At 44.5% G+C, this 21857-nt stretch carries 22 protein-coding genes; 4 read left to right on the top strand and 18 right to left on the bottom strand.

The window, feature by feature from the left end; all coding sequences use genetic code 11:
- Window positions 1–261, top strand: a 261-nt coding sequence (locus EV213_RS20975) for a hypothetical protein (RefSeq protein WP_208112745.1), incomplete at its 5' end; no start/stop codon positions are given.
- 58 nt (window positions 262–319) lie between these two features.
- Here the strand turns inward: EV213_RS20975 and trxA are convergent.
- The 9 genes from trxA to EV213_RS11100 form a co-directional block, all read right to left on the bottom strand.
- The gene (gene trxA, locus EV213_RS11140; RefSeq protein WP_133580612.1) at window positions 320–634 is read right to left on the bottom strand and encodes a thioredoxin; all 315 of its coding nucleotides are present in this window, start codon (window positions 632–634) and stop codon (window positions 320–322) included.
- A gap of 242 nt (window positions 635–876) precedes the next feature.
- Entirely contained in the window at window positions 877–1284 is a 408-nt protein-coding gene (locus EV213_RS11135; protein WP_133580611.1) for a DUF350 domain-containing protein, read from the bottom strand.
- 12 nt (window positions 1285–1296) lie between these two features.
- Window positions 1297–3654 (bottom strand): endonuclease MutS2, encoded by a 2358-nt coding sequence (locus tag EV213_RS11130; protein WP_133580610.1) that lies wholly within the window; start codon window positions 3652–3654, stop codon window positions 1297–1299.
- Between the two features lie 23 nt (window positions 3655–3677).
- On the bottom strand, window positions 3678–5378 hold the full coding sequence (polX, locus tag EV213_RS11125; protein ID WP_133580609.1) for a DNA polymerase/3'-5' exonuclease PolX: 1701 nt from the start codon (window positions 5376–5378) through the stop codon (window positions 3678–3680).
- A 71-nt stretch (window positions 5379–5449) separates the two neighbouring features.
- Window positions 5450–5989 carry a CvpA family protein gene (locus EV213_RS11120; protein ID WP_133580608.1) on the bottom strand — a complete coding sequence of 180 codons (540 nt, stop codon included), beginning with the start codon at window positions 5987–5989 and terminating at the stop codon, window positions 5450–5452.
- Window positions 5982–6275 carry a cell division protein ZapA gene (gene zapA, locus EV213_RS11115; RefSeq protein ID WP_133580607.1) on the bottom strand — a complete coding sequence of 98 codons (294 nt, stop codon included), beginning with the start codon at window positions 6273–6275 and terminating at the stop codon, window positions 5982–5984. Before zapA ends, EV213_RS11120 begins: the two co-directional genes overlap by 8 nt.
- A gap of 838 nt (window positions 6276–7113) precedes the next feature.
- Entirely contained in the window at window positions 7114–9525 is a 2412-nt protein-coding gene (pheT, locus tag EV213_RS11110) for a phenylalanine--tRNA ligase subunit beta (RefSeq protein ID WP_133580606.1), read from the bottom strand.
- A gap of 15 nt (window positions 9526–9540) precedes the next feature.
- On the bottom strand, window positions 9541–10575 hold the full coding sequence (gene pheS / locus EV213_RS11105) for a phenylalanine--tRNA ligase subunit alpha (protein ID WP_133580605.1): 1035 nt from the start codon (window positions 10573–10575) through the stop codon (window positions 9541–9543).
- 439 nt (window positions 10576–11014) lie between these two features.
- The gene (locus tag EV213_RS11100; protein ID WP_166639265.1) at window positions 11015–11767 is read right to left on the bottom strand and encodes a TrmH family RNA methyltransferase; all 753 of its coding nucleotides are present in this window, start codon (window positions 11765–11767) and stop codon (window positions 11015–11017) included.
- 103 nt (window positions 11768–11870) lie between these two features.
- Between EV213_RS11100 and sspI the strand changes: the two genes are divergently transcribed.
- Window positions 11871–12083: a small acid-soluble spore protein SspI gene (sspI, locus tag EV213_RS11095; protein WP_133580603.1), complete on the top strand. Its 213-nt coding sequence runs from the start codon at window positions 11871–11873 to the stop codon at window positions 12081–12083.
- Window positions 12084–12214: 131 nt separating this feature from the next.
- Here the strand turns inward: sspI and EV213_RS11090 are convergent, their stop codons facing one another.
- Window positions 12215–13303 (bottom strand): M42 family metallopeptidase, encoded by a 1089-nt coding sequence (locus tag EV213_RS11090; RefSeq protein ID WP_133580602.1) that lies wholly within the window; start codon window positions 13301–13303, stop codon window positions 12215–12217.
- A 146-nt stretch (window positions 13304–13449) separates the two neighbouring features.
- On the opposite strand from EV213_RS11090, the gene EV213_RS11085 reads away from it, so the two are divergent.
- Entirely contained in the window at window positions 13450–13830 is a 381-nt protein-coding gene (locus EV213_RS11085) for a sigma-w pathway protein ysdB (protein ID WP_133580601.1), read from the top strand.
- 9 nt (window positions 13831–13839) lie between these two features.
- On the opposite strand, the gene EV213_RS11080 is transcribed toward EV213_RS11085, so the two are convergent.
- The 8 genes from EV213_RS11080 to EV213_RS11045 form a co-directional block, all read right to left on the bottom strand.
- Complete coding sequence (locus EV213_RS11080; protein ID WP_133580600.1) at window positions 13840–14424, bottom strand: TVP38/TMEM64 family protein; 585 nt, start codon at window positions 14422–14424, stop codon at window positions 13840–13842.
- A 37-nt stretch (window positions 14425–14461) separates the two neighbouring features.
- Window positions 14462–14737: a DUF1294 domain-containing protein gene (locus EV213_RS11075; protein WP_424923043.1), complete on the bottom strand. Its 276-nt coding sequence runs from the start codon at window positions 14735–14737 to the stop codon at window positions 14462–14464.
- 295 nt (window positions 14738–15032) lie between these two features.
- Complete coding sequence (locus tag EV213_RS11070) at window positions 15033–15923, bottom strand: copper amine oxidase N-terminal domain-containing protein (RefSeq protein WP_133580598.1); 891 nt, start codon at window positions 15921–15923, stop codon at window positions 15033–15035.
- A 370-nt stretch (window positions 15924–16293) separates the two neighbouring features.
- Window positions 16294–16650: a 50S ribosomal protein L20 gene (gene rplT / locus EV213_RS11065; RefSeq protein ID WP_133580597.1), complete on the bottom strand. Its 357-nt coding sequence runs from the start codon at window positions 16648–16650 to the stop codon at window positions 16294–16296.
- 88 nt (window positions 16651–16738) lie between these two features.
- On the bottom strand, window positions 16739–16939 hold the full coding sequence (rpmI, locus tag EV213_RS11060) for a 50S ribosomal protein L35 (RefSeq protein ID WP_133580596.1): 201 nt from the start codon (window positions 16937–16939) through the stop codon (window positions 16739–16741).
- A 45-nt stretch (window positions 16940–16984) separates the two neighbouring features.
- Window positions 16985–17566, bottom strand: a complete 582-nt coding sequence (gene infC, locus EV213_RS11055) for a translation initiation factor IF-3 (protein WP_133580691.1) — start codon at window positions 17564–17566, stop codon at window positions 16985–16987.
- A 504-nt stretch (window positions 17567–18070) separates the two neighbouring features.
- Window positions 18071–20011 carry a threonine--tRNA ligase gene (thrS, locus tag EV213_RS11050; protein ID WP_133580595.1) on the bottom strand — a complete coding sequence of 647 codons (1941 nt, stop codon included), beginning with the start codon at window positions 20009–20011 and terminating at the stop codon, window positions 18071–18073.
- A 307-nt stretch (window positions 20012–20318) separates the two neighbouring features.
- Entirely contained in the window at window positions 20319–21185 is an 867-nt protein-coding gene (locus EV213_RS11045) for a putative sporulation protein YtxC (RefSeq protein WP_133580594.1), read from the bottom strand.
- Window positions 21186–21345: 160 nt separating this feature from the next.
- Between EV213_RS11045 and EV213_RS11040 the strand changes: the two genes are divergently transcribed.
- Window positions 21346–21543: a hypothetical protein gene (locus EV213_RS11040; RefSeq protein WP_133580593.1), complete on the top strand. Its 198-nt coding sequence runs from the start codon at window positions 21346–21348 to the stop codon at window positions 21541–21543.
- The last annotated feature ends 314 nt before the right edge of the window (window positions 21544–21857 follow it).

Genomic DNA, 21857 nt, shown 5'->3' with positions numbered 1-21857 from the left:
GCAATGAGCACCGATCAAGGCGATGCAACAAAGAAAGCGAGCGTTTGTCACCGATCATTTTCATGCTGGATGAAAACGCTTGGCTTTCGAGGCGCAAAGCCTTGGGAGGCGCGGAGTTGCCTCAAGGGCAATGAGCACCGATCAAGGCGATGCAACAAAGAAAGCGAGCGTTTGTCACCGATCATTTTCATGCTGGATGAAAACGCTTGGCTTTCGAGGCGCGAAGTCTTGAGAGGCGCGGAGTTGCCTCAAGGGCAATGAGCACCGATCAAGGCGATGCAACAAAGAAAGCGAGCGTTTGTCATCAGCATGACATGAATTATTGATGTTTTGCGAGCAGCTCAGCCAAAGCTTCCTTCGGCTGATAGCCAACCGCTTTGTCGACAACTTCACCGTTTTTAAATACGAGCATTGTCGGAATGCTCATCACTCCGTATTGACCAGCTGTTTCCTGATTTTCATCTACGTCAATTTTTGCGATTTTCACTTTTCCATTAAGGTCTTCGCTTAATTCATCTAGAACTGGAGCGATCATTTTACAAGGACCACACCAAGTCGCCCAAAAGTCAACGAGAACAAGGCCGTCCCCTGTTTCTTCTCGGAAATTCGTGTCTGTTACATGTACAACTGCCATTTTATTTTCCTCCTTTGCATCGTTCCATCTGGAGGGGATGCCTCCGATGATCTACAATGTGTTCAGTATTGAGTATACAATAAAATGAACACGATCTGCGAACAATATGTTTGATTAAATCTTGAGAACGTTAGTCTGTCCATTCGCCCTATTCCCTATAACAAATAGAAAACGCCAAGAAGCATGAAAAGGGTACATAAGGCAATTAATATTTTTGCGAGCATTTCCATAGTGAATCCTCCCTAGCGAATTCCAGCACCTACGACATAGGACAGACCTACAGAAATGACAAGGGACAAAAAGCCAACAGCACGATTGTCTTTCTCGATTTCCTTGTCGATATTAAAGGTCGGCGTTAGGAATTCAAAAATCAGGTACCCAAGAACGAGGAGCACGAAACCAAAGCAGCCCCATGCCAGCATCTCAAGCATGGAATCGTTTTGGGCAATCGAGTGACGAAATACATTTGCAATCCCAAAGATTTTGCCGCCAGTTGCCATCGCTACAGACAAATTTCCTCGTCTTATTTCTTTCCAATTTTTATACTTAGTGACCAGTTCAAACACAGCCAAAAAAACAATTGTGCTCAGAACGACAACGCTATAGTGACCAGCTGTTGCCACAAAATCATTTTCCCAAAATGCGTTCACCATGTGGCCTCCTTATTTAAGCTCAAATATGGTCACGCCGCTACCGCCTTCTCCGGCTTCTCCAGATCGTGTCTTTGTCACAGCCCGATGGTTCTTAGCATATTGCTGTACGCCCTTGCGTAAAGCTCCAGTCCCTTTGCCATGAATAATCGTGACGAGCGGATACCCCGCGAGCATCGCTTCATCAAGGTATTTTTCCAGCCTTTGCAAGGCGTCCTCGTAGCGCTCGCCTCTTAAATCTAACTCTGTCTTTATGGATGGTCCTCTCCCACGCACAGTTGCAATTGGCTTCGTTTCAATCGGCTCTGGTCGTGAGATATAAAGCAGATCAGCTTTGCTTACTTTCATTTTTAGCACACCGAGCTGCACTTCATATTCGTCTTCACTACGTTTATTAATAATATGGCCATGCTGCCCAAACGTCAGATGCTTCACTTCGTCACCGACCTGAAGGTTTTGATGACGAGGTTTTTTAACTGCTTTTTTGTTCCCTCCAGCTAACTTAGGGCTTGCCTCTTCAAGACGTTTCTTTGCTTCAATCAGCTCATGATCCTTCACACCGTGGCCTGCTCGATTTTGCATCTCGCGTAATGATTGCAAAATTTCCTCTGCTTCAGCCTTTGCTTTCGCTAGTGATTTCTCAGCCTTTTCTTCTGCTTTTTGGAACATGACTTCACGTTCTTCTTGGAAGTCTTGCAGCTCAGTTTCAAGCGACCTTTGTAATTCCTGTACCTCTTGTAAGCGTTCCTCAGCTCTGTTTCGGTCCTCTTCGGCTTTTTTCCTTGCTTCTTCAAGCGAGAGAATCATATTATTTACTTTGTGGCTTTCCGTACCGACTTGCTCTGATGCTTGCGAGACAATGCTTTCAGCGAGGCCGAGTCGTCTTGAAATATCAAATGCATTGCTTCGTCCAGGGACACCGATTAACAAACGATACGTCGGTTTTAGTGTGTCTGTGTTAAATTCAACTGACGCATTGATGACACCTTCTCTATTATAGCCATACGCTTTCAACTCTGGATAATGCGTGGTCGCAATGGTGTGTGCGCCTTTTTTGTGCACCTCATCCAAAATAGCCATGGCAAGCGCTGCGCCTTCTTGAGGGTCCGTCCCAGCGCCAAGCTCATCAAATAGCACAAGTGATTGGGTACCGACATGCTTTAAAATATCAACGATTTGCGTCATATGAGAAGAAAATGTACTTAAGCTCTGCTCGATGGATTGTTCATCACCGATATCTGCATAGACATTTTCAAACACAGCAATCGTTGAGCCATCTTGTGCAGGAATGTACAAGCCTGATTGACCCATTAAAGAAATGAGACCAAACGTCTTTAATGTCACTGTTTTCCCACCTGTATTTGGACCGGTAATCACCATCGTGTGCACATCGCCTCCAAGCTCAATGTCACTTGGGATCGCTTCGTTATAAGGAAGTAGGGGGTGTCTCGCCTTTTTAATAACAGCATACCCATTAGGGTCAAGTGCAGGGCGACTGCCTTTTATTGCTTCTCCGTAGAACGCTTTGGCAAATAAAAAGTCGAAATGGGCAAGTGTTTCAACATTCTCAAGCAGATCTGCCGTATGAAGGGCAACTTCAGCCGACAGTTCTCTGAGAATTCGATCCACCTCTTCTTTCTCCTTTAATCGTAGTTCCCTAAGTTCATTGTTCATCCCAACAACAGCCTGCGGTTCGATAAACAACGTTTGCCCAGAAGAAGATTGATCATGAACGAGTCCACCAATTGACTGGCGGTATTCCTGCTTCACTGGAAGCACAAAACGGTCATTTCTAATTGTAATAATTGTATCTGACAACATTTTTTGTGTTGAAGACGATTTTGTCATCTGAGACAATTTATCCCTCACTCGGGCTTCGGTTGACCGCCGGTTGCGGCGAATCGAACCTAGAGCATGACTTGCAGAATCGGACACGTCCCCCTGTTCATCAATGCATTGCTCAATCTGTCGTCTGAGCTCTACCAATCCATGAATTTGATCAGCCAATTGAAGCAAAAAGGGAATCTCGATTTCTTCTTCAGCCAATGGTTCAATAAATCGCTTAATTTGCTGTCCCCCGTAGATGGTTTGCGCAATTTGACTTAATTCTTGTGGGTTCAAGCCTCCACCAATTTCAGCCCGTTTGACGTGGGGACGAATGTCTGAGACGCCCCCCATGGGTACGTGACCTTTTTTCCGAACAACAGTGGCTGCTTCGTCTGTTTGGGCATGCCACTCCTTCACTGTCTCAAAATCAGACGATGGATGAAGTGCTTCCGCCCGTTCCTTGCCTAAGGAGCATGACGCATGTTTGGCAAGCTCCTTGCGAACTTTGTGAAATTCAAGCACCTTCAGCACACGCTCATTCATTATGCAACGATCCCTCTCTTTCTTTAATGCACCTTCAGCCACTCTTTAAATGCCTGAAGGGAGGTTGTATTAAGTAGATCCTCTTTTGTTAAAAAGGCTTTTCTTGCTGTTTTTACACCAACCGCCATATCTGCTAGCATGTCGATATTATGCGCATCTGTAGAAACTGCCATTTGAACCCCTGCACGTTTGGCCTTCTCCAGCCAGTAAGGCGCGAGATCAAATCGCATGGGATTTCCGTTAAGCTCTAGCACTGTTTGTGTTTCTGCCGCAACATGGATTAATGCGTCTACATCCACCTGATACCCTTCTCGCTTTCCAACGAGGCGCCCTGTTGGATGAGCAATCATATGCACATGCTCATTCTTCAAGGCTGTTTCAAGTCTCATCATTAGTTTATCACTAGACTGTGAGAATGAGGAATGAATAGATGCAATGACAAAATCAAGTCCTTTGAGAACGTCATCTTCATAGTCGAGAGTTCCATCCGGCAAAATGTCCATATCGGTGCCTTTAAAAAGATGGATGCCATCAATCTCGTCATTGACGCGATCTATTTCTTCACGCTGACGACGAATTTGCTCCACAGTCAGTCCTCTGGCTACTCGTAAATACTTTGAATGATCGGTAATTACGATATAAGAATAGCCTTTCTCTTTTGCGGCTAACGCCATCTCTTTGACAGAATACGCGCCGTCGCTCCATGTCGTATGCATGTGCAAGTCACCTTGGATGTCCTCAAGACGAACAAGCGTAGAAAGTTCGTTCTGATGTGTAAATTCTTTCTTGCCTTCACGCAGTTCTGGCGACATCATTGGCAAACCAAAATGGTCATAAAAAGCTTGCTCGGTTTCTGGAGTAACAATACCGGTCGCGGTTTCAATGCCATACTCGGAAATTTTTTCACCACGTTCTTTCGCAAGCTGGCGCAATTTCACGTTATGCTCTTTCGAACCAGTGAAATGATGTAAGGTTGACGCGAATTGGTCACTCGATACGAGTCTAACGTCCACTTGGATAGACGGTTTTTTCAGGCGGAGCGTCACCTTCGTATCCCCAGCTACGATAACCTCTTCAGCTAAGGACAAGGACGTCAGTGCTTGACTAACCATTGCTGGCCGTGATGTAGCTACAACAAAATCAAGATCCTTTACCGTCTCTTCCACACGCCGGAAACTTCCCCCTACCTCAACCCGTTCTACGTCAGGAATAGCTTTGACGACTTCAGCAAATTCTTTGACCAATGAGCGAACGGAGGCATACGAATGCCGCTGGGGACCTTGGTCACGTTCTTCGAGAGCACGCAAAATATTCGCCTCTGTTTTTGCTCCAAATCCCGCTAAGCTACTCACCTTTTGCTGTTCACATGCCGCTTTTAAGGAGGGGGCATCATGAACGCCGAGCTCCTGATGCAATTTAGCAATTTTCTTCCCTCCGAGCCCTGGCAAGTCTAGCAGTGGCGGCAAACCTTCAGGGACAGATTGCTGGAGCTCCTCAAGCAACGGAGAGTGACCTAGTTGAATCAAGTCATCAATCACTTGTGCGGTCCCTTTCCCGATCCCTTTTAACGCCCCAGGATCTTCTATTTCAGCAAGGCTGCGCTCTTCATCCTCAAGAGCAACAGCCGCTTTTCGATACGCTGATACTTTAAAGCCGTTTTCTCCTTTAATCTCAAGAAGAAGAGCTATTGTCTCTAACACGTGGATGATGTCTTTTTTATTCAAAACGGTCACTCCTCAATAATATCCGTGATTAATCGGGAAAAGCTTCTCCAAAAGGTCTAGGAGAAGCTTAATCACTGTTCCATATGGGCAAACCACAAGTCTTTAATCTGCTGTGACAATATAGGCGTTTGTTCTATAATGTTTTTGGCTATTGAAGAATGATCAATGGCCTCTTGAACCTGCTCGACTGGCAATAAGGCACCCACATACAAAAGCACAAAGACAATGAGATACACTTCTACAAATCCAAACACAGCTCCGAGTATGCGGTTAATGCCGTGCAGAATAGGCAAATCGGCAAGAAAATCGAGCATCGTGCCTAAGATTTGCAAAATCACCTTCGTCACAAAAAACAAAATGGCAAAAGCTACCCCGTTGTAAAAGGCTTGCTCCAAGAAGGGGGCATTTTCAAAAAGCGAAAAAGCACCTTCTTCTGCTCCTGAATAAGGAACCCATAACGTAATCTTTTCGCCGAGCTCTTTGTAGTACATAAAAGCGACGACAAATGATAGGACGAGACCAGCCAAATGTACGACTTGTAGAATTAAACCTCGTCTTAATCCAACCATTATCCCGATAAAAAGAATCAGGAGGAGTACCAAGTTAAGCATCCTTTAATTTTTCCTCTTTCCTTATGTAAGTCTGTAATAAATCATAGTCTTGTTTCAACTGTTCATAGGCTTTTTGAAGTTTTGCATAGTCATTGGTGACGTTTACGGCTGCTAAAATCGCCAGGCGATTCATGCCAAGATATGGATGTTTTAAGTCTAAATCACGCATCGTATCATCAACGCTCTCAGCTACATCACGAATGTGGGATGTATTTTCAGAGCCGACAATCGTAAACGGTTGCCCGTATATGGTAATAGTCGTTTTATTTTTCTGCTTTCCAGACAACGAAAATACCCCCTAAATAATTGACAATCTTGTCTATATCATAACATGAAACAGATTTGAAGTGAAAATGTTTTCCTAAAACTCTCTGTATTTTTTCGTCGAATGTGGTCGAAAATCTGTCTTACTCTGTTATTTGTAATGAGATTGAGAAATATTAAGGGGGATGACCGAACAAAACCAATAAATTTGGCGGTTCTGGGCACGGCACAACCGCTTCGTCAAAATACTTCGCTTTCCGCGGGCACGGCTTCAGCTTCCTCTGAAAGCAAGCTTTCAGAGGGGATCTTCAGCTCGTGCTGTTCCTGCAGGAGTCTGCGTATTTTGACTACGCTAATGTTTGTTTCTGCGTAACATGTTATTATTTTTGTTCTCGTATGAAAAAGAAAGTGGAAAATGCATGTCGAGGCATATTCCTTCAGCAATCAAGAAATTGAAGCTCATTGTTTCATTTAGAATTATTTCAACTGGTGAGAAGTAGCCTGTAGATCGTCTACTTCGCAGGATTGATGCATTTGAAAATTCTGTTCGATCTGTCGGATGAAGAGTTAGTCTAGAAGCTCAAGTGAACCTATCGTATCATTTGAACAGATTGAAATTGAGTTACGCAATAGGTTCAAAAACGAACGAAGCGCATGCCGATCTTTGAACACAACAACACAGAGATGAAACGATACCAAGGAAGGCATACAAATAGATACCGTTGCTTTTCCATAAGAAATACTAAGCATAATTTGACATAAACACTAAACGAATGTTAAAGCTAATAGAGAAAAAGCAGTCCACCTTCAAATAAGGATGGACTGCTTTTCTATGACTTTTTTTATTTAGCTAAACCCTGTTATGATCGGAGTTCTGCGCCAAATGTTTCTTTTAGCTTTGTTAGTACGTTGTCGTTGGCTGCTGTGACTTCTTCGTCTGTTAGTGTTCTCTCTGGTGCACTATAGAGCAAGGAATAAGCGAGTGATTTTTTTCCTTCTGGCAGCTTGTCACCTTCATAAACGTCGAATAGCTTTGCTTTTTGCAATAGTGATCCACCTGCTGTCAAGATGGCTTTTTGAATCTCGCCTGAAGCAACTTTTTGGTCGACAACGACGGCGATATCACGACTCATGGCAGGGAATCTAGGAACACCCGTATACTCATCTTCCTTTTCCTTGCCCAGCCATCCTGTCGTCATTAGTTCAAACACATAGGTTTCTTCTAGGTCTTGTTCAGCGGCAGCGAATGGGTGTAGCTGTGCAACGACACCAATCACTTCACCATCTACAGAAATCGCTGCAGTGCGTCCTGGATGAAGGTCTGGCTGGCGATCTGCATGGAAGGATACGTCTCCGTTAATGTGCAGCTCGTTCAGGAGAAGTTCTACAATGCCTTTTGCTTCATAAAAATCGACTGTTTGCTTCGCATGTTGCCAGCTTTGTTCGGTTGTGATGCCTGACAACACACCCGCTATATGCAAGTGCTCCTTGTAATTCTCTGGTCCATCAACTGTCGTATACACGGAGCTAATTTCGTACAGGGCACGTTTCGTAACTTTTCGATGCTGATTGTAAGCCGCTGCTTCCAGCAAATGCGGGAGAAGGCTCTGCCGTAAATAATGCCGTTCCTCACTCATTGGCATTGCAATGGCTATCGTCTGGACATCTTTGTATAAACTAAACTGTGTTGCTTTTTTCTTGCTCGTCAACGAGTACGTAATCGCTTCATTTAAACCAGCTTCTTCAAGCACACGTCGTGCTTTTCGAACAGCCTTTTGTTTATCTGTTAAGCCAAATTGCTTTGGCAACGTTGCTGGTAAGGTTGCTGGAATGCGATCATAGCCATACAAGCGACCAATTTCTTCAATGAGATCCTGAGCCAATGTAATATCAGGTCGTCTTGTCGGCACTTGAACAGCGAATGCTTCACCATCTTGGGTGTATGGGAATTGCAAAGCAACAAATGTCGCTGCAATGGCGTCTGCTGAAATGTCAGTGCCAAGCAGAGCGTTCGCATGAGATACGGTCACTTTGACGATTTGTTCCTTAGGTAATTCGTTCTCTTGCGACACAATACCTTGACGGACAGTGGCGTTGGCGTATTTTTGCAGCAAATGTGCCGCTCGCTCAGACGCTTTCTTCGTGCGTACTGGATCAACGCCTTTTTCAAAACGTGCACTTGATTCACTTCGTAAGCCATGCGCTTTTGACGTTGCTCTTACAGTGATCGGGGCAAAATACGCTGCTTCAAGTAGTATCGTCGTTGTCTGAGGAGTGACCTCTGTCGACTGACCTCCCATCACCCCTGCAATCGCAATCGGCTGCTCGCCGTTTGTAATCACTAGCTCGCCTTCCATCAGCGTTCTTGTCTGTCCATCAAGCGTGATCAGGCTTTCGTTCGCTTTTGCATGTCGAACAACGATCTCTTTTGAGTCGAGTTTGTCATAATCAAACGCATGCAGCGGCTGACCGTATTCTAAGAGGACATAATTTGTAATATCAACAACATTATTAATAGGACGAATGCCAGCAGAAATTAAACGGCGTTGTAACCAAAATGGCGATGGTGCAATAGTGACATTCTCAAGAATTCGTGCCGAGTAATAAGGGTTGTCAGCTGTCGCTTCAACCGTCACTGAAATCGCATCACTTGTAGCTAGGTCACTCTCTTCGACGGATTCATCAGGCCATTTTACATCTGTGTTCAAAATGGCTGCTGTTTCGTACGCTGTTCCTAGAATGCTCAAGCAATCAGAGCGGTTTGGCGTTAGTCCCAGTTCAATAATAGCGTCATCAAGCTTTAATGCTTTTGCCGCAGGTGTCCCTGAGTCTACATCCTCTGTAAACACATAGATGCCATCAGCCACTTCTTTAGGCACAAGCGCTTGTGGCACACCAAGTTCAGACAAGGAACAGATCATGCCCTCTGAAACTTCGCCACGAAGCTTTGCTTTTTTAATTTTAATGCCACCTGGTAGCTTGGCTCCTGGCTGAGCCACAACAACATGCTGTCCAGCAGCGACGTTTTTCGCTCCGCAAACAATTTGTACGGTCTCCCTGCCAGTATTGACCTGACATAGGTTTAGTTTATCTGCATCTGGGTGTGGATGGCATTGTTCCACATAGCCAACAACCACTTTATCAAGTGACGCTGCCATCCGATCGACATGCTCTACTTCTATGCCAGTGCGTGTAATTTTTTCGGCAAGCTCTTCTGCCGTCGTCTGCTTTGTGTTCACATAATCGTTAAGCCATTCATAAGAAACAAGCATAGTAGTGTCCTCTCCTTACTTTCGATTAAATTGCTGAATGAAGCGAAGGTCATTGGTATAAAAATGACGAATGTCTTCGATACCATACTTTAGCATCGCAATTCGATCTGGTCCCATACCAAAGGCAAAGCCTGTATATTTTTCAGGGTCGAATCCAGCCATCTCCAATACACGAGGATGCACCATTCCTGCCCCTAGAATCTCGATCCACCCCGTTTGCTTACAAACCGAACAACCTTTGCCCTGACAAATGCTGCATGAAATATCGACTTCAACAGACGGTTCCGTAAAAGGGAAAAAGCTTGGTCGTAAACGGATGTCACGTTCCTCGCCAAACATTTCCTTAGCGAACACTTCGAGCGTTCCCTTCAAGTCACTCATGCGAATGTTTTCATCGACGACGAGTCCTTCAATTTGCATAAATTGATGGGAGTGCGTCGCATCATCGTTGTCGCGACGATACACTTTGCCTGGACAAATGATCTTAACCGGTCCACGCCCGTTCATTTTTTCCATTGTTCGCGGCTGGACTGGAGAGGTCTGTGTACGAAGCAATAGCTCCTCTGTAATGTAAAACGAATCCTGCATGTCACGAGCAGGGTGACTTTTTGGCAGGTTCAATGCCTCAAAGTTGTAATAATCACTTTCCACCTCGGGACCTTCTGCAACGCTATATCCCATGGAAAGAAAAAAGTCTTCGATTTCTTCAATGACCTGAGTCAGTGGATGTGGATGTCCTACAGCTTTTGAAACCCCTGGCAGCGTGACATCAATTGTTTCCGACGCAAGCTTCTGCTCAATTTCCGCTGCTTTCAACGTCTGCTGCTTCTTTTCAATGGCTTCTTGAATGCTTCCTCTCACCTCGTTGGCCACTTGCCCAATAAGCGGACGCTCTTCAGCACTCAACTTCCCCATCCCGCGTAACACTTCTGTGATGGGCCCTTTTTTCCCTAAAAATTTCACTTTAATGTCTTGCAGCTCTTTCCCTTGCTCAGCCTTTTCAACATCCGCAAGTGCTTGCTCTTGTAAGGCATATAGCTCATCTTTCATGAAAGGAACCTCCTTTAAAATGACACCATTTATGGCGATTGATCGTTTTTAAACACAAAAAAACGCCCCCTAAAAAAGGGACGAAAATTCCGCGGTACCACCCTTGTTGGCTACTTGAATAAGCCCAACTCGACTTCATATAACGGTGAAGTGTCCGGATCGTCTTTCGCTTTTATAAATTAAAAGCATCCAAACGTCTGCTCCAGAGTGAATTCAAAAGTCCATGCAATCAAGGGGGCTTTCAGTCTATGGCACCCTTCCCTAAAATGACGCATCGTCGACTTCCTACTTGGCTCCTTCAAAGCATTTGCTAGGAATTGCATTCATAATACGTTTATCAATCCTTAGTATAGCGACCTACGTTCCGAAACACAACTATAATTTCCAATAAGGTACGGAAGTAGTTTCAGGGAAGCAATATACCTTCATATAGATTAGGTCAGCGCTTAGAGTGCAATCGATAAAGGACAATACCAGCAGCCACAGTCACGTTTAACGATTCAGTTTTCCCTGCCATCGGAATCGTAAGAAGCTGTGCTGCCTTATCCAATAGGGCTGGCGATACCCCTTTCCCCTCATTACCAAAAAGAATCGCAAAGTTCAAAGGCACCTCTGCCTCTTCAAGTGATTCGCCGTTCATTGCCGTGGCCAACAGTGGAATGTGATGCTGGTGCAATTCTTCCGTAAATGCTTGTAAGTTCCGTCGAAGAATTGGGATGTGGAACAGTGCACCTTGCGTGGAACGAATTGTTTTACTGCTATACACATCGGCACAGTGCTCTCCTAAGACCACGCCTGTCATGCCCAGTACTTCTGCGGTTCGAATAATCGTTCCAACATTCCCTGGATCCTGTACGTCATCGAGCAGGACGTATCGACCTGCTGACAAGTCACTGTCCGGTTCATTGGGCATCTCAGCCACAGCAATAATACCTTGTGGTGAGGGGGTATCACTCAGTGCACGGATAATTTCTTCACTGCATTCAATGCATTCCGCATCTGTATTTTGCGGAGGGTCGCAGCGGTTTGGATCATAAAAAATGTATTCAAGAGACAGTTGGGCAGATATCGCTTCCTGAAGCAAATGCTGGCCATCAATGAGAAACTGGCCCTGCTCCTCTCGATACTTCTTTGCTTTTAGTTTTTTGCACTGTTTGATCAGTGGATTTTGGACAGACAATATTTGTTTCATGAAAGCTCCTCTTTTCATAACGCTAGTATAAACTATTTCCTTACGCCATAAACTACGGAGGCACCGTAGATTGTCTATCGTTAAGACTATAGGAGGCGTACGAATGGATTTAAATTTGCGTAAAGCCATCACTCAAAACGTGCAATCCAATTCGAGAGATGAACTTGAGAATACGATTGTTGACGCGATTCAAAGCGGTGAAGAAAAAATGCTTCCTGGTCTAGGCGTACTCTTTGAGATCATTTGGCAACATGCGGACCAAGAGGAACAGGAAGAGATGTTAACGATGCTTCACGATGGTCTTCACACGAATTAGATCATCACACAAAAAGGATGCCTTTGCTCGATAGTGGATGGAAGCTGTGCATAAACCGTGCACTTTTCTCCCGCTATCGCTTGCATTAGGCATCCTTTTTCCCTAAACCCAAAACACTTTATGATAAGCGGTTAATCAAAGGTAATGGCTCTCACCGTTTCCTTATCTAGCTTTTCAATAATGCGAACGATGAGGTCTACCGTGTTTTCGTAATCATCTCGATGCAAAATGCCCGCATGAGAATGTATATAGCGTGTCGGAATTGTAATCGAAAGCGCCGGCACACCATTTGCAGTCACATGAATGGCACCAGAATCTGTTCCCCCGCCAGGCATCGCTTCATATTGGTAAGGAATATTTGCTTCATCTGCCGTTGCTACAACAAAATCGCGCAATCCTTTATGGGAGACCATTGAGGCGTCATACAAGACGATTTGTGGGCCTTTTCCAAGCGTGCCACTTGCCTCTTTTGAAGTCACACCAGGCATATCACCCGCCACGCCAACATCAACACCAAAACCAATATCAGGCTGAATATAATGCGCCGCCGTTTTTGCACCACGCAGACCAACTTCTTCCTGAATCGTTCCTACACCATACACAATATTAGGGTGCTTTTTGTCCTTTAACGCTTTAAGAACGTCGATAGCAATGGCACAGCCTATTCGGTTGTCCCACGCTTTAGCCAAAAGCATTTTTTCGTTCTCCATCACCGTAAATTCAAAATATGGCACGGCCTGATCACCAGGTCGAACACCAAAGCCTTCTGCCTCTTCACGGCTCGAAGCACCTATGTCGATAAACATATCTTTAATCTCTACAGGTTTTTTGCGTGCTTCAGGGGAAAGGATATGTGGTGGTTTGGAACCAATCACCCCTGTGACGTCCCCTTTAGAGGTCACGATTGTCACACGCTGTGCCAGCATCACCTGACTCCACCAGCCTCCAACCGTTTGGAAACGCAGATACCCGCGATCGTCGATGCTTGTAATCATAAAGCCAACTTCATCAAGATGGCCTGCGACCATAATTTTAGGGCCATCTTTATCACCAGTTTTTTTTGCAATCAAGCTTCCTAAATGGTCTGTCACAATGCCATCTGCGTCAGTATAAGGACGGATGTGTTTTTCCATCACTTGACGTGGTTCGCTTTCATTTCCAGGAATTCCTTTGGCATCTGTTAATTCTTTAAGCATATGTAACGTATCATCTAGAGGCATACAAGCTCTCTCCTTTATCTCTTTGGTATACAATAAGTATACGTGGTTTTGATCTGATTAATCAAATGGTCCGATGGTATGGTTTGAAACTTTTTGAGATCGTGAAAAGTATAGTATAGAGAAGAGAAAAAAAAGGAGGGAATGCCATGCAATGGACCTTGATCGTATTGCTCGTTTTAGCAATGGCTATTGTTGCTTTTAGCATTCGTAAATATATGCAACAGCCACAGCGGTCGTTTTCTAAAGCCCAAGAAGAGGATGGTTTTTTTCTATTGGATTCAAAAGATGACCCACACTTAAATTTGCAGCTTACCTATCGCGGTGTTGACTTCGAAGGCAAAAAAAGTGTCGGGCCATCCGAAAACTCCTTTGAAGTTGTGTCTGTTCTGCTTTGGTCAAATCACCCCGATCTTTTGTTTGGTTTTACAAAAGATGATTTTTATTTTATTGAACATGAAGTGCTCATCCATTACCCGATGGCCGAGATCCAATGGAAGTCCCCCGTCAAGGAGCTATTCACTCAATAAAGGATAGAATTATTCTTTGGAACGAACGCGTGGAGAAGCAAAAAACTCACTCCACGAAACAATGCTCCTCCTTTGACGGAGCGAATAGGCGAGACCAATTAGGATAACAGCAAATACAATGAATACAGGGACTGACATTTGATAAAGCCATTTGCCACACAATGTGTAAAACGCAGCAGATGGCACAATGGTGTATAGGGAGGAGCGACGGTATGCTGAGGCACTGGCACTCAGCTTCATCACGCAGAGGGACATGAGGTGAAAATGAACGAACGGCAACAAACGTAAAATCGTGATCTGCTGAAGTGTTAGTTGACGATGACCGGCATATTTTTTTTGCAGCCCCTGAAATCGCTTTTCAATCCATGGCACACTTTTTACTCCCCAATAAAACCACTCGCAAACGAGCCACATGCCGATAAGAGAGAGCAACGTTCCGGTAAAAAACCCAAATAGCATTCCGCCTAGCAAACAAACGATTGGCACAGGCAAAAAAAGCAGTGGGCGACATGCATGCAAAGCAATGAACAGCAGTGGGGCAAAAAAGCCTGAGGATTCTACCCATCTTGATGCAAATTCTAGCCATTCCTGCACTGGTCATGCCTCCTTTTCTAGACAATGCCACTATATGCTAGCGAAGAAGAGACCAGTACAAAACGATAAGCAGCCCACACTGAATAACACTTAAAAGCGGCAAGCCGATACGAAACGAAGCATGTTTGGTTTTATGACGCCACTGCACCATGCCAGCCCAGGCGCCAACAGCTCCAAACAACCAAGCGAAGAGCCAAAGTCGCCGTTCCGAGATCCGGCGTTTATTTCGTACAGCTCTGCGTTTGTCACTTCCCATTAAAGCAAAAGCGATCATGTTGATGACCAGCCACAGTCCTGCAATATACAGTTCCACAGACATACACTTCCTTTACTTAAGCACATCATTTAGGACTAAAAAGAATAACAGAAGATTGTAGGAATGCTTATTATTTTCGCCCCAGCTTGTTGAGAATACAGTTTAATTCAAATGGCGACATACTTGCAACAAAAAAAGAGGCGTTGTCTGCCCCTTTAAACGTTTATTCGTTTCACATAACCAATTAGGCTCTCATACCTCATCAGAACTGCCGCTTGGTTTTATTCATCTATTTTTCATTAGCATTCTTAGCGTTGCACTTCTTCCAAGCAGAGTTCAGAAAATTGCCCTCTCAAGAGTACGCCGGGTAAAGGCTGATACGTTTAACATACTTATCGTCCCCCTCAAGCCTTAAATATAACGTATACTCACCTAAATTGTAACGCTTTCCCCGATGCATGCCATGAGCGACCTCGTCAGGCTGCTCCCCAATGGCTTCGACGACGTCTGTTAATAGTACGGGTTCATCAAAAACGACGGCTATCTCATTAACGAATGGATTCGAGACGATATCAACCTTTGTTGGGTTCTTTGCAAGAAAATTCACCCTGTAATCCCCATACGCAAGGGACGGTATATGATCCGATTGTGGCGTGCCGTTATCCCTGCCGTCGGGAAGGCCAAGCTGGTTAACAATCGAAGCCAGCGCCTGCTCTTCTATCTTCATGGACACTGGCCCAAGGCGCCCTTCCTCAGCATCTTTAAGAATGCTCGATCCTTTCAGAAAATCTACGCCTCTGAGCGATTTCCCTTCTGCAGTGTTTTTACTTACCGCCGTCAAGCCCAGCGTCTTTGAGTAGAGCACTTGATACCCCGATGCTTCACCAATAAAACGGAGTGGCACAAACATTCTGCCGTTCTTAATTACCGATGCAACGTCAAGCTGCACGACATCGCCATTGACGCTGGCTTTTTTCGAGTCAGCTTCCACGAGGACTGTACGATTCTTATTTTCGAATGTAGCCGTCTGCTCAGTCTTATCCCAAGAAGTCTGAAAGTTAAGCCCATCCATAATTGCCCTGACACCAACCAACGTCCTTCCATTTATAACAATAACATTTTCGTCTCCTGAAATATTTTTATCACCTGAAAATACCCAGTGAACCTCCTGAGCCTGCACCGGTGACGCAAATATCAGTAACACCATAGTCATTATGTACGAGACAGCTAATTTCTTTATCATCTTATAACCCCTTTTCCTTTTTTCTGTTCTTGGAGACAGACACAATAAAAGCACCCCTTTGCTGCCACCCTATAATTATTAAGTTCGATTTTTTCCTGCAATTACCTTTTTAATATTATGTAACCGTTATCGTGCTTGAACATCCATGAGTCCGCGTGGTGAATTTCAATGGTGTACTCCTCCTGACAACTTTTAAATTATGCGTCATTCATATCTGACTTCCTATGATAGCGCTTACAAAATTAAGGTCATTACAATGCGCAAAAACAAACAATAGGATGGTCGGAACAGATGCTTTAACAACAATTCAAAAAAACGGAAGATAGATCCATTACTGATCTAGCTCCCGCTTTTTCTATTCTATCTGTGGTTACGAAAGATTCTCTTTTGCACGAGCAGCAAGCTCAGCAAAGCCTTTTTCATCATGGATGGCCATTTCGGAAAGCATTTTACGGTTTACGTTGATTCCTGCTTGCTTAAGACCAAACATTAGACGGCTGTAAGAAAGTCCGTTCAAACGAGCCGCAGCATTGATACGTGTAATCCAAAGTTTGCGGAAATCACGTTTACGTTGACGACGGTCACGGTACGCATACTGTAAGGATTTCATTACTTGCTGGTTGGCTACTTTAAAAAGTGAATGTTTTGCTCCATAATACCCTTTTGCTAATTTTAGCTGTTTTTTACGACGACGGCGTGTTACCGTCCCACCTTTTACTCTAGGCATTGTAATCCCTCCTGGATCAAACGATTAAAACGAATCTTTACCTGCAACTGCTCATCCGGAGCATCGCTGCACAATCGTTATTTTCTATTTATTTCACGTTGTCTAGCATTTGACGAATACGCTTCATGTCAGACGGGCTAACTAAGCCGCCTTTTCTGAGCTTACGTTTTGCTTTTTGCGATTTGTTCGCAAACATATGGCTTGTGAACGCAGAAGAACGTTTAAGCTTTCCGCTTCCCGTCTTTTTAAAACGCTTTGCAGCGCCACGGTGGGTTTTCATTTTTGGCATAGTATTTCCTCCTCAAAACAAATCGTGTCTGGCGTGTCTGGAAGCTTACTGCTTCTCATTGACAGGCGCCATTAAAATAAACATGCTGCGGCCTTCCATCTTTGGACGAACTTCCATCGTGCCAAGATCCTTGCATTCTTCTGCAAGACGATCAAGCACTTTTTGGCCCAATTCCTTGTGCGTGATGGCACGTCCACGAAAACGAATGCTCGCTTTTACTTTATCGCCATTGCCTAAAAACTTACGAGCGTTTCTAAGCTTGGTGTTAAAGTCATGATCTTCAATACCGGGACTGAGACGTACTTCTTTTACCAAAATGACTTTTTGGTTTTTACGAGCTTCTTTGTCTTTCTTCTGTTGCTCATAGCGATACTTTCCAAAGTCCATAATGCGGACAACTGGTGGTTTCGCTTGAGCGGCCATCATGACAAGATCAAGATTAGCGGTTTGCGCCATCTCAAGAGCTTCCTGTCTTGATTTAACTCCAATTTGATCGCCATTGACCCCGATAACACGTAGTTCACGGGCACGAATGGCTTCATTGACGATAAACTCTTTACTAATAAGAGCCACCTCCACGTTTTTTCGTTCAACGATTGTTTTAGCAAGCAGCGCATGCGGCAACATCCGCGTATTCAATATCGTTCCGACGATTTCTGTATTTACACACAAAAAAAGTGTCGGTGTTTGCACCCACACGCTTTCGTATTTCACATGTCCTCAAGACGGACAAAGCAAAACAAAAAGTCATTGACCTGTCAACAGCATTTTCATGCGCCAAGCAGGTGAGAAGCGGGTGCTTCTTCTTGTTACTAAACATTATTCTACTACATTGGAAGGTGTGCTGTCAATGCGGAGCTATCCGCTGAACAACAAAATCAATCATACATGAGTAAAAGCATGGACGCAAGCTTTTTTTAAAAAGTCCTAGGGCGTGTCTGAGAACTCAGAAGGGAGCAGATGTTGCCGAATTTTCGTTCTAAGCATGGTGCTTTTCCTTGACGTACCGGACGTACGTCAAGGAAAAGGAACGGAACAGAGGACGAAAAGGCGGTGACAGATAACTCTGAGCGTGTTTTAAGACACGCCCTAGACACTCTCATAACGAAAGTGTTTAGGATGGAGAGCTGCTTAAGAGGAGACTCTGTCTGCAATCTCTTTTTTAATTTTTTCAACAAACGCCTCTAATGGCATTGTATCCGAATCTTTCGAGCCATAGGTTCTCACGTTCACTGCGTTTTGCGCCATTTCATTATCCCCGACAACGAGCATATATGGCACCTTATGCGTTTGCGCTTCACGAATTTTATACCCTAGCTTTTCTTCACGGTCATCAATGTCCACGCGAATTTGAGCAGCTTTTAGAGCCTCTTCCACAGTTCGACTGTATGCGTAATGTGCTTCATTAGACACTGGAATAACGGTTACCTGATCCGGTGCAAGCCACGTTGGGAATGCGCCTTTGTACTCTTCAATTAAAAAGGCAACAAAGCGTTCCATTGTTGACACGACACCTCGATGAATAACAACAGGACGGTGATCCTTGCCATCTTCGCCGACATAAGTGAGGTCGAATCGTTCTGGCAAATGGAAATCAAGCTGCACCGTGGACAGTGTTTCATCTTTTCCTAGAGCTGTTTTCACTTGCACATCAAGCTTTGGTCCATAGAAGGCCGCTTCCCCTTCAGCTTCCACAAACGGCAAGTCCATTTCCTCCATCGTTTCCTTCAGAAGGGCTTGTGCTTTCTCCCACATTTCATCATTGTCCACGTACTTCTCTTTATCTTCTGGATCTCGATAAGACAAACGGAAGTGAAAATCGTTAATGCCAAAATCTTTGTACACCTCTTGGACAAGCTGGACGACACGAATGAATTCATCCTTGAGCTGATCTGGACGCGCAAAAATATGGGCATCATTTAACGTCATTGCACGCACTCGCTGCAGGCCTGCGAGGGCGCCGGACATCTCGTGGCGATGCATTGTGCCAAGCTCTGCAATACGTACTGGAAGATGACGATAGCTATACATTTTGTTTTTGTACACCATCATGTGATGTGGGCAATTCATCGGACGGAGCACAAGGGCTTCGTTGTCCATCTCCATTGGCGGAAACATGTCGTCTTGATAGTGATCCCAGTGTCCAGACGTTTTGTAGAGCTCCACGCTTCCAAGCACAGGCGTGTACACATGGTGGTAGCCAAGGCGTTCTTCTAGGTCAACAATATAACGTTCAATGGTACGGCGAATCGTCGCTCCTTTTGGCAACCAAACCGGCAACCCTTGACCAATTTTCTGGTTGACCGTGAACAACTCTAACTCCTTGCCTAATTTACGATGATCACGCTCTTTCGCCTCTTCAAGATAATGAAGATGCAACTTTAGCTCTTCCTTCTTCTCGAAGGCCGTCCCGTAAATTCTTTGAAGCATTTTATTTTTGCTGTCCCCTCGCCAATAGGCACCTGAGATTGACATAAGCTTAAAGACCTTTAGCTTGCTTGTTGACGGCACATGAACACCTCTACACAAATCCACAAACTCACCTTGTTTGTATAACGTAATCAACTGGTCCTCCGGGATATCTGCGAGCAACTCTACTTTCAGCTCGTCCCCTAGCGCTTCAAAGGTTTTTAGGGCCTCCGCTCGTGTAACCTCTTCACGAACAACAAGAAGGTTTTCGTCGACGATTTTTTTCATTTCTTTTTCAATCGTTGGTAAATCTTCTAGGCTTAATGACGTATCTAAATCAATGTCATAATAAAAGCCGTTTTCAATGACCGGACCTACACCGAATTTCGCTTCAGGATACAATCGCTTCACGGCTTGTGCGAGCAAATGCGCACTTGAATGGCGTAATATTTCCTGCCCCGCTTTTGTGTCAGGTGTAATAATCTCAATCGCTCCATCTTTTTCAAGAGGGCGGCGCAGGTCATAAGGCTCTTGATCGAACGAAATGGCCAATGCCTTCTTCTTTAATCCTGGTGAAATGCTCGCTGCAATATCTTCACCTGTCGTACCAAATGGAAACTCTTTTGCATGTCCATCGGGAAATGTCACTTGAATTGTAGTCACTTTTAACGCCTCCTATGTAAATAAATGCGCACAAAAAAACTCCTCCCCTGTAAAAGGGACGAGTTACCGTGGTTCCACCCTTGTTTCCATACACTTCGTAGGTGCAATGGCTCAAGTGGCGTTTAACGGTGCCTCCCGCCAGCAATTTTCACCTTGCCGGAGCGTAAAAGGGGGTCATTTTTGTTCGAAACTAAAGTGCTCTCAGCCTACACTTCTCTCTGTGAGTTCCATAAACAAAAACGGTGTCCTTTATTCTCGCTGTTCGTGCGCTATGTTGTATGTATTATACCGTTACAACAGAGGGAGATCAAGCTTCCTTTGAAGCCCATTGATCTGCCTCCGTTCTAAACTGATGGACACTCTTGAGCACAGCCCGCTCCTGAAAAATGGTCACTACTGTAGCCACTAACGCATCCTCTGCCTCATCTCCGTAAACGATAAGCTGCTGTGGATTTAACGCAAGCAACGCCGCCATCGTCATAGAGCGGTCGTTTTTCTCATCAATCGGATAAACCGATACATCGGCCGCTCGCAGCAGCTCTTCCACTTGTTTAGGTCGGAAATCTTCTGTATACAACTGACTATGCGTGTCAAACACGACGCGTGCCACGGTGGAGCTAAAACGTCTCTCTTCTACATAACAGCGGAGTGTATGAATAAATTCCTGGTATTCCTCCTCTAGCTTTTTCTCATCAATGGCCTTTTCAACAATGGTCTGAAGAGCCTTTCTATAGTCACGAAGTCGAAATTGGATGAAGGCATCAAAACAAAAAGACGTATGCTCATCAAGCACTCTCCAAGCATCGGTCGCTTTCTCAATCATTTGTTTCACACTGCTATGGCACCCTGGAACCCCTGGCTTTTCTCCTTCCATAACGAGCTGAACCATATGCATAATTTGATTGATCTCATCGTCATTATGATATTGAAACACTTCACGTATAATTTGGATGCAAAGACGTTCTTCAAGTGTTTGAGACATCCATTGAACAATGACGGGAACTAGCATCGATCTATAATCGGTATTGAAATCAATGCACTCTATACGGACGCACACCTCTGTTTCTGTCGCCCAGTGATCCACACGAACTCGTGAAGGGTGAATGCTTGTACAAAGCGCTGAGCAAAGAGAGGCAGCTTCTCTGCTCATTTGTATAGAAAATCGAATTACCACGTTGTCGACTCCTCCCTCCTTTCTCGTTCTACATGTATATGGACAAAAATGAAAAAAATGAACCTCCTCTTCGGAATCCCTTAAGAAACGCTCGACAAAACTCTTTCTAATGAGTGAAGGTTGCTCCTATCAATATCTGTAACTAAATGGAAGCAAGGTAATGGACTTTCGAATCGATGTTGTCCTTATGCCCTTTACGGTGAAAAGAAATCAAGACCGCTTCGTCAAAATACTTCGCTTTCCGCGGGCACGGCTTCAGCTTCCTCGGAAAGCAAAAGCGGCTTTCCTCCGGGATCTTCAGCTCGCGCTGTTCCCGCAGGAGTCTACGTATTTTGACTACGCTGATGTTTCTGCGTAAATTGTTTTTATCGGTCTCGTATTAATGGAGAAAATGGAAAAGTGAGTTAAGCTGTGTTGCTTTAGCAAACATGTAAAGTAAGTTCATCGTTGCTTGCAGAATCATTTCACCTAGTGCCCGAAGATCGTCTGATAAGTAGGATTGATACAGCGGTAGATTATGCTGTCGGATGAAAGAGTCAGGAAGCTCAAATGTACCTTACGTATAAATGGAGCAGATTGAATTTGAGTTAAGCGATACGTTCAAAAAACGAATAAAGTGCAAAGGGTGAAAGCGAGTGTATGGCAGCTTGTATAAAAAGCAATCAAAAAAAG

The organism is Aureibacillus halotolerans (assembly GCF_004363045.1).
Classification (GTDB): Bacteria; Bacillota; Bacilli; order Bacillales; family DSM-28697; genus Aureibacillus; species Aureibacillus halotolerans.
This window is presented reverse-complemented; position numbering and strand designations above follow the sequence as displayed.

Coding starts and splice junctions, on each gene's coding strand:
- EV213_RS11100 (WP_166639265.1), bottom strand. CDS start 11,767: ATGAAACAAATATTGTCTGTCCAAAATCCACTGATCAAACAGTGCAAA.
- EV213_RS11040 (WP_133580593.1), top strand. CDS start 21,346: ATGGACTTTCGAATCGATGTTGTCCTTATGCCCTTTACGGTGAAAAGA.
- EV213_RS11070 (WP_133580598.1), bottom strand. CDS start 15,923: ATGATAAAGAAATTAGCTGTCTCGTACATAATGACTATGGTGTTACTG.
- pheS (WP_133580605.1), bottom strand. CDS start 10,575: ATGAAAGATGAGCTATATGCCTTACAAGAGCAAGCACTTGCGGATGTT.
- rplT (WP_133580597.1), bottom strand. CDS start 16,650: ATGCCTAGAGTAAAAGGTGGGACGGTAACACGCCGTCGTCGTAAAAAA.
- pheT (WP_133580606.1), bottom strand. CDS start 9,525: ATGCTTGTTTCTTATGAATGGCTTAACGATTATGTGAACACAAAGCAG.
- trxA (WP_133580612.1), bottom strand. CDS start 634: ATGGCAGTTGTACATGTAACAGACACGAATTTCCGAGAAGAAACAGGG.
- EV213_RS11090 (WP_133580602.1), bottom strand. CDS start 13,303: ATGCCTCTAGATGATACGTTACATATGCTTAAAGAATTAACAGATGCC.
- infC (WP_133580691.1), bottom strand. CDS start 17,566: ATGTTGCCGCATGCGCTGCTTGCTAAAACAATCGTTGAACGAAAAAAC.
- rpmI (WP_133580596.1), bottom strand. CDS start 16,939: ATGCCAAAAATGAAAACCCACCGTGGCGCTGCAAAGCGTTTTAAAAAG.
- EV213_RS11120 (WP_133580608.1), bottom strand. CDS start 5,989: ATGCTTAACTTGGTACTCCTCCTGATTCTTTTTATCGGGATAATGGTT.
- sspI (WP_133580603.1), top strand. CDS start 11,871: ATGGATTTAAATTTGCGTAAAGCCATCACTCAAAACGTGCAATCCAAT.
- EV213_RS11085 (WP_133580601.1), top strand. CDS start 13,450: ATGCAATGGACCTTGATCGTATTGCTCGTTTTAGCAATGGCTATTGTT.
- EV213_RS11130 (WP_133580610.1), bottom strand. CDS start 3,654: ATGAATGAGCGTGTGCTGAAGGTGCTTGAATTTCACAAAGTTCGCAAG.